General features: G+C 65.8%; 14 protein-coding genes and 1 pseudogene. 9 read left to right on the top strand and 6 right to left on the bottom strand.

Annotated features, from left to right (window positions below; genetic code table 11):
• Positions 1 to 74 precede the first annotated feature (74 nt).
• Together ACFEMD_RS08540 and ACFEMD_RS08535 are read left to right on the top strand one after the other, a co-directional pair.
• A complete protein-coding gene (locus ACFEMD_RS08540; protein ID WP_394740611.1) occupies positions 75 to 308 on the top strand; it encodes a hypothetical protein in 234 nt (77 codons plus the stop codon).
• Positions 305 to 700: a PIN domain-containing protein gene (locus tag ACFEMD_RS08535; RefSeq protein WP_394740610.1), complete on the top strand. Its 396-nt coding sequence runs from the start codon at positions 305 to 307 to the stop codon at positions 698 to 700. Before ACFEMD_RS08540 ends, ACFEMD_RS08535 begins: the two co-directional genes overlap by 4 nt.
• 9 nt (positions 701 to 709) lie before the next feature.
• Here the strand turns inward: ACFEMD_RS08535 and serS are convergent, their stop codons facing one another.
• The gene (gene serS, locus ACFEMD_RS08530; protein WP_394740609.1) at positions 710 to 2,089 is read right to left on the bottom strand and encodes a serine--tRNA ligase; all 1,380 of its coding nucleotides are present in this window, start codon (positions 2,087 to 2,089) and stop codon (positions 710 to 712) included.
• A gap of 111 nt (positions 2,090 to 2,200) precedes the next feature.
• Here serS and ACFEMD_RS08525 point away from each other — a divergent pair, with 111 nt between their 5' ends.
• Positions 2,201 to 3,415, top strand: coding sequence for a potassium channel family protein (locus ACFEMD_RS08525; RefSeq protein WP_394740608.1), 1,215 nt, complete (start codon positions 2,201 to 2,203; stop codon positions 3,413 to 3,415).
• Positions 3,416 to 3,436: 21 nt separating this feature from the next.
• Here the strand turns inward: ACFEMD_RS08525 and ACFEMD_RS08520 are convergent, their stop codons facing one another.
• The 3 genes from ACFEMD_RS08520 to ACFEMD_RS08510 all read right to left on the bottom strand — a co-directional run bounded on the left by ACFEMD_RS08520 (position 3,437) and on the right by ACFEMD_RS08510 (position 4,931).
• Complete coding sequence (locus ACFEMD_RS08520) at positions 3,437 to 3,577, bottom strand: hypothetical protein (RefSeq protein WP_005554523.1); 141 nt, start codon at positions 3,575 to 3,577, stop codon at positions 3,437 to 3,439.
• A 206-nt stretch (positions 3,578 to 3,783) separates the two neighbouring features.
• Positions 3,784 to 4,362: a magnesium transporter gene (locus ACFEMD_RS08515; RefSeq protein ID WP_394740607.1), complete on the bottom strand. Its 579-nt coding sequence runs from the start codon at positions 4,360 to 4,362 to the stop codon at positions 3,784 to 3,786.
• The gene (locus ACFEMD_RS08510) at positions 4,362 to 4,931 is read right to left on the bottom strand and encodes a magnesium transporter (RefSeq protein ID WP_394740606.1); all 570 of its coding nucleotides are present in this window, start codon (positions 4,929 to 4,931) and stop codon (positions 4,362 to 4,364) included. The genes ACFEMD_RS08515 and ACFEMD_RS08510 overlap by 1 nt, the downstream gene beginning before the upstream one ends.
• 201 nt (positions 4,932 to 5,132) lie before the next feature.
• Between ACFEMD_RS08510 and ACFEMD_RS08505 the strand changes: the two genes are divergently transcribed.
• The 3 genes and pseudogenes from ACFEMD_RS08505 to ACFEMD_RS08495 all read left to right on the top strand — a co-directional run bounded on the left by ACFEMD_RS08505 (position 5,133) and on the right by ACFEMD_RS08495 (position 6,907).
• Complete coding sequence (locus tag ACFEMD_RS08505) at positions 5,133 to 5,300, top strand: hypothetical protein (RefSeq protein WP_394740605.1); 168 nt, start codon at positions 5,133 to 5,135, stop codon at positions 5,298 to 5,300.
• Entirely contained in the window at positions 5,287 to 6,321 is a 1,035-nt protein-coding gene (gene mgtE, locus ACFEMD_RS08500) for a magnesium transporter (protein WP_394740604.1), read from the top strand. Before ACFEMD_RS08505 ends, mgtE begins: the two co-directional genes overlap by 14 nt.
• A 66-nt stretch (positions 6,322 to 6,387) precedes the next feature.
• Positions 6,388 to 6,907: pseudogene (locus ACFEMD_RS08495) on the top strand (universal stress protein).
• On the opposite strand, the gene crcB reads toward ACFEMD_RS08495, so the two are convergent.
• Positions 6,904 to 7,308, bottom strand: coding sequence for a fluoride efflux transporter CrcB (crcB, locus tag ACFEMD_RS08490; protein ID WP_394741047.1), 405 nt, complete (start codon positions 7,306 to 7,308; stop codon positions 6,904 to 6,906). The pseudogene ACFEMD_RS08495 and the gene crcB sit on opposite strands and share 4 nt — an antisense overlap.
• An 11-nt stretch (positions 7,309 to 7,319) precedes the next feature.
• Positions 7,320 to 7,730, bottom strand: a complete 411-nt coding sequence (locus tag ACFEMD_RS08485) for a CrcB family protein (protein WP_394740603.1) — start codon at positions 7,728 to 7,730, stop codon at positions 7,320 to 7,322.
• Between the two features lie 257 nt (positions 7,731 to 7,987).
• On the opposite strand from ACFEMD_RS08485, the gene ACFEMD_RS08480 reads away from it, so the two are divergent.
• The 3 genes from ACFEMD_RS08480 (at position 7,988) to ACFEMD_RS08470 (ending at position 11,965) form a co-directional block, all read left to right on the top strand.
• A complete protein-coding gene (locus ACFEMD_RS08480) occupies positions 7,988 to 8,887 on the top strand; it encodes a cation diffusion facilitator family transporter (RefSeq protein ID WP_394740602.1) in 900 nt (299 codons plus the stop codon).
• Between the two features lie 48 nt (positions 8,888 to 8,935).
• Complete coding sequence (locus ACFEMD_RS08475) at positions 8,936 to 9,856, top strand: MBL fold metallo-hydrolase (protein ID WP_394740601.1); 921 nt, start codon at positions 8,936 to 8,938, stop codon at positions 9,854 to 9,856.
• Between the two features lie 123 nt (positions 9,857 to 9,979).
• The gene (locus tag ACFEMD_RS08470; RefSeq protein WP_394740600.1) at positions 9,980 to 11,965 is read left to right on the top strand and encodes an AMP-dependent synthetase/ligase; all 1,986 of its coding nucleotides are present in this window, start codon (positions 9,980 to 9,982) and stop codon (positions 11,963 to 11,965) included.
• The last annotated feature ends 68 nt before the right edge of the window (positions 11,966 to 12,033 follow it).

The following is a 12,033-nucleotide window of genomic DNA, read 5'->3' as shown; positions in this document are numbered from 1 at the left end:
TCTTCCAGCGACGTATTCTCGTTTCGAGCGACTGCGGGAGAACGCTTTTGCAGGCGTAAATCCTGTTTTACGGCATGACCAAGATGATTCGCGTTCCCGACGAGTACCACGCGTGGGTGAAAGCTCACAACCGGGACGACGAAACGATGTTCGAGACGCTCCGCCGCCTGACTCGAGAACCCGATCCGGAAGCACTGGCGGGTATTCTGTCGTCGGACGAGGTCGACGACGCTCGAGACGCTGCCGAGCGGTTCGGCGGACGCGACGACGAGCGGCTGACGCGAGCGCGGGAGGCGTTCGAGGAGTGATCCTCGATTCGTCGTACCTGTTCGACCTGATGGAGGGAGTCCCTGAAGCGATTCGGACGGGACACGACCTCACGGAAACCGGCGAGGTGCAGTGGCTCCCGACACCGGTCGTCGCCGAAGTGTACTACGGGGTCGCCTATACGGCAAGCGAGGACGAGCGCCGACGCGTATCGAACGCGCTTCTCGGATACCCGCGAGTCGACGTCGACGAGGAGATCGCCCGAACGGCGAGTACGTTGCTTGCGGACGCCGACAAAGCGGAAGGCGGGAACAGCGGCGTCGAAACGAACGACGCGTACATCGGCGCAGTCGCCGAGATCCTCGATGACGCCGTCTTGACCGCTAATACGGCGGACTTCGAGACGCTCGGCGTCGCCGTCGGAACCTACTGATCGGCGACGCTACTCCCGCTCGCCCGCGCCCAGCGCGCTCTCGCCAACCTTCTCGTGACCCTCGATGACCTCCTGTCCGCCCATGTACGGCTGCAGCGCCTCGGGGATCGCCACGGTGCCGTCCTCGTTCTGGTGGTACTCGAGGATCGCCACCATAACCCGAGGCAGGGCGAGCCCCGAGGCGTTGAGCGTGTGGAGGTACTCGGCCGACTCGTGTCGTTCGGGTCGGTAGCGAAGCCCGGCGCGGCGGGCCTGGAAGTCCTCGAAGTTCGAGGCGCTCGAGACCTCGAGCCAGCGACCGCCTTCATCGGGACCGTCGTCCATGTCGTCGCCGGGTGCCCAGACCTCGATGTCGTACGTTTTCGCCGAGGCGAAGGTCAGGTCGCCGGTACAGAGCTCGAGGATGCGGTAGGGGAGCTCGAGCTGTCGCAGCACCTCCTCGGCCTCGTCGAGCAGCGACTCGAGGCGGTCGTAGCTGTCCTCGGGCTCGACGAAGTTGACGAGCTCGACCTTGTTGAACTGGTGGACGCGAACGATGCCCCGCGTTTCGGTGCCGTGTTCGCCGGCCTCGCGCCGGAAGTTGGGCGTGTACGCCTGGTGTTTGAGCGGGAGATCGTCCGTGAGCAGGATCTCGTCGGCGTACATGTTCGTGACCGGGACCTCGGCGGTCGGGCAGAGCCAGAGGTCGTCGTCTTCGTACTCCTCGTCGTTGCTCCCGCCCAGTCGGTAGGCGTCGTCGGCGAACTTCGGCAGCTGACCGGTGCCCCGCATCGACTCGCTTTTAACGGGAACCGGCGGGAAGAGGTCGACGTACCCCTGCTCGCGGTGGACGTCCATCATGAACTGGATCAGGGCGTGCTCGAGGCGGGCGCCGTCACCCTTGAGGAAGTAAAAGCCCGATCCAGTCGTTTTGGCGCCGCGTTCCTCGTCGATGATGTCGAGCTCCTCGCCGAGTTCGTAGTGGGGAGTGATCGCGTCGGCGTCGACGCGCAGGTCGTCGAACCCCCAGCGTCGGTCCTCGACGTTGTGTCGCTCGTCGAGGCCCAGCGGCACGCTCTCGTCGGGGATCTGTGGAACCTCGAGCATCCGTTCGCGGAGCTCGTCGCCGAGTTCGGTCGCCTCTTCCTCGACGTCCTCGATCTCGGCTTTGAGCTCCTTCGACTCCTCGATGGCCTCGTCTTTCTCGTCCTGTTTGCCCTTTGCGACGAGCGCGCCGATCCGCTCGGTCACCTGGTTTCGCTCGTGGCGCAGCTCGTCGCCGCGGGCCTTCAGCTCTCGCCAGCGCTCGTCGATCTCGATCAGCTCGTCGAGGTCGACGTCGGCACCTCGGTTGTCGAGCGCCTCGCGGACGGCCTCGGGGTCCTCGCGCAGGAGGCTCCGGTCGATCATTGCTCGTGGATTCTCCGTGCCGGTCCAAAACCGTGTCGGAAGGCGTCGTTTCGTGAGCCCGCCACTCGGCGGCGGGAAACGTTTTTTTGACGCGGGTCGGTGGGTTAGGACATGGATCCGTTCGAGGACGAGCCGTCGCCGGTGTCGATCGAGTACGAGCCCGTCAGCGTCAAGGACGTACTCGTCGAGATGAAAGATACCGCGGAACTGTTGATCGATCTCTCTTACTCCGCCGTCCTCCACCGCAACGAGGACCTCGCCCGGGAGGTGCTCCGCCTCGAGCGTCAGATGGACGTCCTCGAGATGCGCGCCCGAATGGGGCTGTTGATGGCCTCCCGAAACCCCTCCGACGCCGAACAGCTCGCGCCGGTGCTGGGGATCGTCGCCGCAACGGGGACGATCAGCGACGCGGCCGGCGACATCGCGAAGATCGTCTTAGAGGAGATGGGGCTGCCCGAGGCGATGCGCGCGGCGCTCCCCGAGGCCGCCGGCGTGTTGGTCCGGGGCGTCGTCGACGCGAACTCCTCGTACGCCGATCGGACACTCGAGAGTATCGACCTCGAGTCCGAAACCGGCGTCCGCGTGATCGCGCTCCGGCGCGGGGAGGAGTGGCTGCTCAACCCCGGTCCGACGACGGCGGTCGCGCCCGACGACGTCGCCTTCCTCCGCGGCCCCGATACGGCGATCGAGGAGGTGTACGAGACGCTGACGGGGGCGGCCTACGAGGTCCCTGAGATCGAAACGCCGGACATCGACGACCTCGAGCGGGCCGTGGACACGATCATCCACATGAAGAACCTCTCGGAGCTGGCGATCGATCTGGCCTACAGCAGCGTCCTGTTCGACAGCGAGGCGCTCGCCGAGGAGGTTCGGAACCTCGAGGTCGAGGTCGATGCGATGCAGTCCCGCTTCGAGGCCTGGACGCTCCGAGCGGCGGCCGACGCCCCCGACCCGGTTTCGCTGCGGGGACTGATCCGCCTCGGCACCAGCACGGAGGTTATCAGCGACGCCGCGATCGATCTCAGCGAGGGCGTGTTCCGGGATATCGAGGTCCATCCCGTCGTCAGAATGGCCGTCGAGGAGAGCGACGAGATCATCACCCGGATCGAGGTCGAGCCGGGCAGCGATCTCGACGGGACGGCGATCGACGCGGGCGTCCCCGATACGGAGACGACGATGTCGGTGATTGCCATCCGTCGGCCCGACGAGGGCTGGTTACTGGTCGGGGACGCCGACGCGGAAGTCAACGGCGGCGACGTGCTCATCTCGAAGGGGACCCGGACGGCCGCGGAGGCGTTCGGAGACCTGTCTCGAGGACCGGAGTAGTTCGGGCTCCGGTAGTTCCGGTCAGCCGGCGTGCTCGAGCAACACCGTGACGAGCTCGAGGTACAGCAGGGCGCCGAGCACGGCGACGATAACCGCCAGCGCCAGCGGAACGGTCGCGTGTCGTCGTTCCCGCGTTCGGAACGCGCGGACGAGCCAGCTCATCGGCCCGTTCGCCCCGGTCCGGACGCGTTTCGGAGGAGGTCTCGTGGCGGTCGTTCGGTGCGAACCGGTTCGACTTCCATGCACACAACCCCCACACGGTGACACTTGAAGTTCAGTCAGACGCTCGACGGACGGACGGCACACGCGCCCGCTCTCGTCGAATATCGCCCGATTCGGCGGGATCGTCTCGAGTTCGATACGGGGGCTCAGAACCCCAGTACGAGCGCCGAGACGCCGATGAAGATGACCATCCCGAAGACGTCGACGACGTTCGTGACGACCGGGATCGTCGTGTCGTCGGGGTCGACGCCCAGCCGGTAGGAGGCATACGTCGTCGCGAAGCTGAACAGGACTGCGATGACGGCGACGGACATTCCGCTGACCAGCGAGATCGTCAGCAGCGTCGTGAGTGGAAGCGTCGAGCCGATGAGCCCGCCGAGCAGGTAGGCGCCGAACGCGAGTGCGGTAAAGATCGTCGCCGCGAGCGCGAGCACCGCACCGACGTTCGCCCACAGCTCCCGATCCCTGGGGTCGAACTCGGTCGTCCCCAGGTGGAGTCGCGTCGAGAGCCGCGAGCTCAGGATCGCGCCGAGGTTGCCGCCCATGTCGACCATCGTCGGCACCATGATCGCGAGGATGCCGTACTGCTCGAGCATCTCTTCGGCCTCCTCGAGGGTGATCCCCGCCCAGAGGACGATCACGCAGAGGACGATCAAAAGCGGGAACATGTTACCGACGATGCTGCGAACCTCCCAGCTTCCGAGCGAGCCCTGCGGAACGACCATCAGACGAGCACCTCCACGAGCCCGATCGCGAACAGCATGAACAGCATCCCGAAGATATCACCGAGCGTCGTCACGATTGGGCCGACGAGGTTGTCGGGGTCGTAGCCGTACTTGAAGCCCGCGAAGATCAACGCCAGCAGGCCGAAGATGAGCACGACCGAGGTCAGCACACCGGCGATCAGCATGATCCCGACCAGCTCGTACAGCGCGGCGACCTCCCAGCCCAGGATCAGTAGTGCGATCCAGGTGATGACGCCGATCACGAGCGAGATTCCGATCCCGTTGATGAAGGAGGCTGTGACGGCGTTGACGAGTCGCTGATCGCGTTCGAACTTTGGTTCGATCAGCCCCTGATGGAGCCCGCTCGAGATCCGTCCGCCCAGCGCGCCGTAGACGTTGCCCCGCGTGGCCAGGAAGACGGGAATCATCACCAGCAGTCCCGGAAACCGTTCGACGCTTTCGACCATCCCTTCGAGCACCAGCCCGGCGAACAGGCCGCCGCCGAGGGCGACCAGCAGGATGGGCAGCGCCTCGCGGTAGATCGACCAGAACTCCTCCCGTACGCTCATAGCAGTATCTTTCGTAGTCGACTGTTAAACGTATCGGGAAGTAATAGCAAGCAGGCGGGGTTCGACGGCGATCCGCCGTCCGGGGTATCGGTGTGTGAAATATCCACGGGGCGGGTATGCGTTCGGATCTCGTGGGAATATATTTCAACCTTAGACCTAGCCCGAAACCTCTTTTAGACACCTCTAACGATACGGTGGCGTATGCTGAACACCAACCACAGCAATCCGTTCGGCGCCGAGACGACGATCGACGACACCGTCCGCGAGCGTGGCCGCACGCTCGAGGAACTCGTAGTCGACCTGCTCGAGGGCGAGTTCGCGGGAGTCCTTCGCTCCCACGTCCGGGGTGAGGTGTATGGAGGCCGCTGAGAACCTCGAGTTCCACGCCGACCGCGTGGGCGAGGTGACCGACGACGAGTACGTGGCCGTCACCCAGGAGACGTTCGTCGGCCACGCCATCGACGACTTCCGCGATTTCGAACCGGTTTCCGACGAAACCACCGTTTACTACCTGTACGTCACCGACAACGCGGGTCGGCTCGTCGGCGTCATGTCCCTCCGAGAGCTGCTCAATGCGCCCGAAGACGACGTCGTCGAGGATCACATGGTGACCGATCTGGTAACCATCAACGCCGACGCCGATCCCGAGATGGCGGCCGACGAGATCGCCGAGCGGGACTTCCCCGCGTTGCCCGTCATCGACGACGGCGGCTTCCTGGTCGGCGTCCTCCGAACCGAGGACATGATCGAGGTCGTCGAGGAGGAGGCGACCGAGGACATCCTCAAGAGCGCGGGCTTCTCGTTCGCCGACGTCGAGACCTCCCGCAGCTCGGCGATCCTCGAGTCGTCGATCCCCCGTATCCTCAGGCTGCGACTGCCGTGGCTGATCGTCGCGCTCGCGGGCGGGTTGCTCGCCGGCGGCGTGATCGAGGCCTACGAGGACACCCTCGAGGCCGTCGTCGCGCTCGCCTTCTTCGTTCCCGTCATCATGGACATGGGCGGCAACGTCGGCACGCAGGCGTCGACGATCTTCGTTCGCGGGCTCGCGCTGGGGCACATCGACGATCGGAACGCCATGCGACACTTCGCCCGCGAGGGGCTGATCGGACTGCTGATAGGCGTCATTATCGGCACTATCGGCGCCGGTGCGGCCTACGTCTGGCAGATCGACGAGCCGTACGCCCTCGAGCTGGCGACGGTCGTCTTCGTCGGCCTCGTCTCGGTCTGTGTCGTCGCCTCGGTCGTCGGCTACGTGATCCCCTGGATCATGAACAAGCTCGGCTTCGACCCCGCTGCGGCGTCGGACCCACTGATTACGACGGTCAAGGACATCACCGCGCTCCTGATCTACTTCGGGCTCGCGGCGGTGTTGCTGGCCGAACTGCTCTGAACGCGGACCGTCTGCGTTCTTTTGCCGTCGGTCCCATCTTTGGAGTCCGAACCGAATACTCTCCGTGTGAGCCAGCACGTTCTCGTCCCCGCCGACGGCTCCCGTCCGTCCCGTGCCGCCCTCGAGGACGCCAGTGAGCAGTTCCTCGACGCCGAGCTATAGTAGCCACTGAAAGTCAGTGCGCATCCGATCGCACGACTGCTGTGCGATCGGTGTGCAAACAGTTTCAGTTGTTACTATAACGTTGCTGTACGTCGTCGACCCGATGACCGACTACAGCCGCCAGCGCGCCTACCCGGGCTACACGGCCGGCGACGAGTACAACTCCGAGCGCGAGAGGGCCGAGACCGTCCTCGAGTTCCTCGAGGAAGCGCTGCCGGACGACGTCTCGGTCGGAACGGCCGTCGAGGCGGGCGATCCGGCCCGGACCATCGTCCGGTACGCCGACGACCACGGCGTCGACGGGATCGTCGTCGGCAGCCACGGACGCGAGGGCGTCGCGAGGTACCTCCTGGGGAGCGTAGCTGAGACGGTCGTTCGGCGGGCCGCCGTCCCGGTCACGGTCATCAACGACCGCGAGGCCTAGAGCGCAGTCACGAGCACCCAGGCGAACCCGATCGCCGCGAGCGAGAGTGCGAGGTTCCCTACAGCGTTCGCAACCGCGAGCTTTCGATCCCCGCGCTCGTAGAGCTGGACCGTCTCGACCGAGAACGACGAGAACGTAGTGAACGCGCCACAGATGCCGATCCCGACCAGCTGGATCACCGACTCGCCCGCACCCGCGAACGTCGCCGCACCGAAGACGAAGCTCCCGACGACGTTGACGACCAGCGTCGGCCACGGGTAGCGCTCGTCGGAGAGCTGCTCGTAGACGGCGTAGCGCAGCACGGCACCGATCGCACCGCCGATACCGACGAGGTGGGCGGCCTCGAACTCGAGGGCGCCGTCCTCGATGATGTGGACGGCGGCGAGGGCCGACGCCGGCAACTCGAGCACGATCACGCCGTCTCACCGCCGGCTGCCGCCGGCCGCCAGTCGCGGACCTTGCGGGCGAGCTCCCGTCCTACGAGCACGCCGGTGAAGCCGAGCCCGTAGTTGGCGACGACGATGCCGACGAGCAGCCACGGCTCGGCGGCGATCGCGGTCTGGACCGCGAACGTGCTGTAGGTCGTCAGCGAGGAGAGAAAGCCGGTGGTAAACACCAGCCTGGCCTTTCGGTCGACGACGCCGGTATACTGGGCCTCGTAGACGACGAAGCCGAGCAGGAAGCTCCCGACGACGTTGACGACGAGTACGGCGAGGACGTCGGAGAGGACTCCGAGCGTGAAAAGTCGGAGGTTCGCGCCGGCGAATCCGCCGATCGCGATCAGTGCGAGCGTCTCGAGTCGGACGAGCGGGTGATCTCTCATGGCTGACTGATAGCAGGGACCGTCAGCCGGTCGTACGGTCGGTCCCGCGGATGGACCGAGCGGTTGCGCAAGCGGTACGCGGCTGCGGGCAGCGCGCGACCGCGAACGCGGTGAGCGAGTCGCCGGCGGTTGTGGCAGGCGGGCCCCATCGCCCGGATAGCGGACCGTTCTCACACCACCCAAATGAGGATTGCGAAAGCCCGACCGATGCCGTCGGGAAGGAAAAGACCCAAGTTTAGACTGTCTCTAAACAGCGTATGGTCGACGAGGCGGGCCGCGACGGATTCACGCGTGCGTCGTGGGCGAACGTCCTCGGCAACGCCGTCAAGATCGTCATCGAGGGCGCCGTGGGACTGGCCTTCGGGAGCGTCGCGCTCGTGGCCGACGCGGCCCACTCGATCGCGGATCTCGTCGCAAGCGTCGTTGTGCTCGTCTGGGGCCGGAGTTCCTTCGACGAACCCGACGACACCCACCCACACGGCCACGAGCGCATCGAGCCGCTGACGGCGCTGTTCGTCGGTGCGGTGATCGCCCTGTTGGGCCTGAATCTACTGTACGAGTCCGCACAGGGAGTCGTCCACGGCGTCGACGTCGTCTTCCACCCGCTGTTGCTCGGCGCGCTCGCATTCGCGATCGTGGACATGTACCTGGTCTACCGCTACACCGAGTACATCAACGAGGCGATCGGCTCGACCGCCCTCGAGGCGCTGGCGACGGACTGCCTCAACGACATCTACACCTCCTTCGCCGCGGTCGTCGGTGTGCTCGGCGTCCTGCTCGGCTTCCCGCTGCTCGATCCGATCGCCGGCGGGCTCGTCAGCCTGCTCGTCATCTACCAGGGCGTCGAGATCGGCCGCGAGAACGTCGGCTACCTCGTCGGCGCCTCGCCCGGCCCGACGAAGCGGGCGGAGGTGACCGAGATCCTCCGGGACCACCCCGCCGTCGAGGGGATCCACGACCTCACCGTCTTCTACGACGGCCCCGTCCTCGAGGTCGAGGTCCACGTCGAGGTCGACGGCAACATGCCGTTCCGGCAGGCTCACGACGTCGAGTCGGAGCTAGTCGCCAGCCTCCGCGGGCTCGAGGACGTCGGCGACGCCCACGTCCACCTCGATCCCTCGGGGATCGGCGAGTGGAAGGATCGCCGCGACCGGTAGCCTGGCCGGGACGCCAGCTTTTATTTCGTCTGCCGACGGCCTACCGGTATGGAAATCGGTGACGTCCGTCAGGTCACGGCCGGCGACTGTTCGGACCTCTACTACGTCGATACGGGGATGTACGAGACCAGCGGGTACGGCGCCGTCTACGTCGTAGACGACGACCGACCCGCGATCGTCGACACGGGGATCGGGACGAACTACGAGCGGATCCTCGCGGCCCTCGAGGAGATCGGCATCGCGCCCGAGGACCTCGAGGTGATCGCGGTGACGCACATCCACCTCGATCACGCCGGCGGCGCGGGCTACCTCGCCGAAGCGTGCCCGAACGCCGACGTCTACGTCCACCCGATCGGCACCTCCCACCTCGCGGATCCCTCGAAGCTGGTTGCGGGGACGAAGGCCGCGGTCGGCGACCAGTGGCAGTACTACGTCGAGCCGAAGCCGGTCCCCGAGGATCGGATCGTCGAGATCGAGGACGGGGACGCGATCGATCTCGGAACCCACGAGCTCCGAGTCCACGAGGCCCCCGGCCACGCCCCCCACCAGGTCGTCTTCGAGGATCCCGAGAACAACGCGGTGTTCACCGCCGATGCGGCCGGGATCTGGGTGCCCGAACGCGAGGAGATCAGGGAGACCTCGCCGCCGTCGAACTTCCACCTCGAGCGCTGTCTCGAGGACGTCGCAACCCTCCAGGAGATCGATCCCGACGTTCTCTGTTACGCCCACTTCGGGCCGCGCTACGTCGGCGACGACGCCGAGGCGGCCCTCGAGGAGTACGCGAGCGTTCTCGAGGAGTGGGTCCGATCCGTCGAAGCGAAGCGCGGGGAGCTCGAGGACGACGAGGCCCTCGTCGAGCACTTCGCCTCCAGGTCGGATCTGGGCGACGCCTGGGGCGAACACAAGGCCGGCGCCGAGGCCGGCATGAACGTTCGCGGCGTCGTCGGCTACCTGGACCACCGGGACTAATCACCGGGACCGTCCGATTGCCCGTTTTCGACGCGATCACCGTTGCAGCTCACGAATAAACGCGGTGACAGATGCGTTCAGTTTCATCACGTTTTATCGCTCGGGAGGTACTGTCTCACGTGTATGCACTGGCGGGACGCCGAACGAGAGTACGAGGACGAGGTCATCGGTGAAACGACGCTCGGGCGGCTGTTCGACGACGCCGTCGAGCGCCACCCGAACCGGCCGGCACAGCGGTACAAAGGCGGAATCTACGACCGATCGCTGACCGAGTCGGTCCTCGAGCCTGCCGATCCCGACGCGTTCCGGGCGATCTCCTACACGCAGATGCGAAACGTCGTCCGCAACCTCGCGGCGGGGTTTCGCGATCTCGGCGTCGAGCAGGGTGATCGCGTCGGCATCTTCGCCGACACCCGCATGGAGTGGGCCCAGACCGACTTCGCGCTGCTCTCTACCGGCGCGGTTATCACGACCGTCTACGAGAGCTCCTCGCCCGACCAGGTTCGGTACCTGCTCGACGATCCCGACGCCACCGCCGTCGTCGTCGAGAACGAACGGCTGGTCGAGCGCGTCCTCGAGGTCGAGGACGACCTCGACCTCGAGTTCATCGTCTCGATGGATCGCCTCGAGGGGTACGACGATCGCGACGACGTCCTAACCCTCGCTGAGGTTCACGATCGCGGCGAGGATATCTTCGACCTCGAGCGCTACGAGGAGTGGCTCGACGCGCCCGACACGGACGACCTGGCCAGCCTGATCTACACGAGCGGGACGACGGGCCAGCCCAAGGGCGTCCAGCTCACCCACGGTAACTTCCGGTCGAACGTCAACCAGGTCCGCAAGCGCTACGGCCCGCGGCCGGACAAGGACGACGAATTACCGGTCATCGACGAGACCGTTCAGTCCGTCTCCTATCTCCCGCTGGCACACGTCTTCGAGCGCACGTCGGGACACTTCCTGCTGTTTGCAAGCGGCGCCTGCGTCGCCTACGCGGAGAGCACCGACACGCTCAAGGAGGACTTCGGGACGGTACAGCCGGACACGGCAACCAGCGTCCCCCGCGTCTACGAGAAGATCTACGACACGATCCGCGAGCAGGCCAGCGAGTCGGGGGCGAAAAAGCGGATCTTCGAGTGGGCGACCGACGTCGGCGTCGAGTACCAGGAAACCGACGACCCCGGCCCAGTTCTCAGCGCGAAGCAGTCGCTCGCGGACAAACTGGTCTTCTCGAACGTCCGCGAGGCGCTGGGCGGCGAGATCGAGCTCCTGATCAGCGGCGGCGGGAGCCTCTCGAAGGAGCTCTGTACGCTGTACCACGCGATGGGACTGCCGATCTACGAGGGGTACGGACTCACCGAGACCGCTCCGGTCGTCTCGGTCAACCCGCCAGAGGCGCCCGAAATCGGAACCATCGGGCCGCCGCTTCCCGGCGTCGACGTCCGGATCGACGACTCGCTCGTCGAGGGGGAGACGTTCGACGATCCCGGCGAGGTCGGCGAACTGCTCGTCAGCGGCCCGAACGTCACCCAGGGGTACTGGAACAAGCCGGGCGCGACGACGGAGTCGTTCCTCGAAGACGACGACGGCAGCCGCTGGTTCCGCACCGGCGACATCGTCCACCTCCGTCCCGACGACTACATCGAGTTCCGCGATCGAGTCAAGCAGATCCTCGTCCTCTCGACCGGCAAGAACGTCGCGCCCGGCCCGATCGAGGACGCGTTCGCGGCCAGCGAGGTCGTCGAGCAGTGTATGGTCGTCGGCGACGGCGAGAAGTTCGTCGGCGCGTTGCTCGTCCCCAACACGGACCACGTCCGCGAGTGGGCCGACGAGCAGGGGATCGACCTCCCCGAGGACCCGCAGGCGATGTGCGACGACGAGCGCGTCCGAGAGTACGTCGGCGAGACGGTCGCCGAGGTCAACGAGAACTTTGAGAAACACGAGACGATCAAGCAGTTCGAGCTCGTCCCGCGGGAGTTCACCGAGGAGAACGACATGCTGACGCCGACGATGAAAAAGAAGCGTCGGGTCATCCTCGACCGCTTCGAGGATCGGATCGAGCGGATCTACGAGGCAGACCGCGAGGACCGGATCGGTCCGGTTTCTTCCTGAGCGGCTGACAGTGCTTGCAGAAGGAATAGTACCTCTCGGTGACATCAGTACGCTGAACCCTTCCGGGC

The organism is Natronococcus roseus (genome assembly GCF_043677095.1).
GTDB classification, from domain to species: Archaea; Halobacteriota; Halobacteria; order Halobacteriales; family Natrialbaceae; genus Natronococcus; species Natronococcus roseus.
Note: the sequence above shows the minus strand (reverse complement) of the source record. Positions and strands in the feature narration are given on the sequence as shown.

Coding starts and splice junctions, on each gene's coding strand:
- ACFEMD_RS08540 (WP_394740611.1), top strand. CDS start 75: ATGACCAAGATGATTCGCGTTCCCGACGAGTACCACGCGTGGGTGAAA.
- serS (WP_394740609.1), bottom strand. CDS start 2,089: ATGATCGACCGGAGCCTCCTGCGCGAGGACCCCGAGGCCGTCCGCGAG.
- ACFEMD_RS08525 (WP_394740608.1), top strand. CDS start 2,201: ATGGATCCGTTCGAGGACGAGCCGTCGCCGGTGTCGATCGAGTACGAG.
- ACFEMD_RS08520 (WP_005554523.1), bottom strand. CDS start 3,577: ATGAGCTGGCTCGTCCGCGCGTTCCGAACGCGGGAACGACGACACGCG.
- ACFEMD_RS08515 (WP_394740607.1), bottom strand. CDS start 4,362: ATGGTCGTTCCGCAGGGCTCGCTCGGAAGCTGGGAGGTTCGCAGCATC.
- ACFEMD_RS08510 (WP_394740606.1), bottom strand. CDS start 4,931: ATGAGCGTACGGGAGGAGTTCTGGTCGATCTACCGCGAGGCGCTGCCC.
- ACFEMD_RS08505 (WP_394740605.1), top strand. CDS start 5,133: ATGCTGAACACCAACCACAGCAATCCGTTCGGCGCCGAGACGACGATC.
- mgtE (WP_394740604.1), top strand. CDS start 5,287: ATGGAGGCCGCTGAGAACCTCGAGTTCCACGCCGACCGCGTGGGCGAG.
- ACFEMD_RS08485 (WP_394740603.1), bottom strand. CDS start 7,730: ATGAGAGATCACCCGCTCGTCCGACTCGAGACGCTCGCACTGATCGCG.
- ACFEMD_RS08480 (WP_394740602.1), top strand. CDS start 7,988: ATGGTCGACGAGGCGGGCCGCGACGGATTCACGCGTGCGTCGTGGGCG.
- ACFEMD_RS08475 (WP_394740601.1), top strand. CDS start 8,936: ATGGAAATCGGTGACGTCCGTCAGGTCACGGCCGGCGACTGTTCGGAC.
- ACFEMD_RS08470 (WP_394740600.1), top strand. CDS start 9,980: ATGCACTGGCGGGACGCCGAACGAGAGTACGAGGACGAGGTCATCGGT.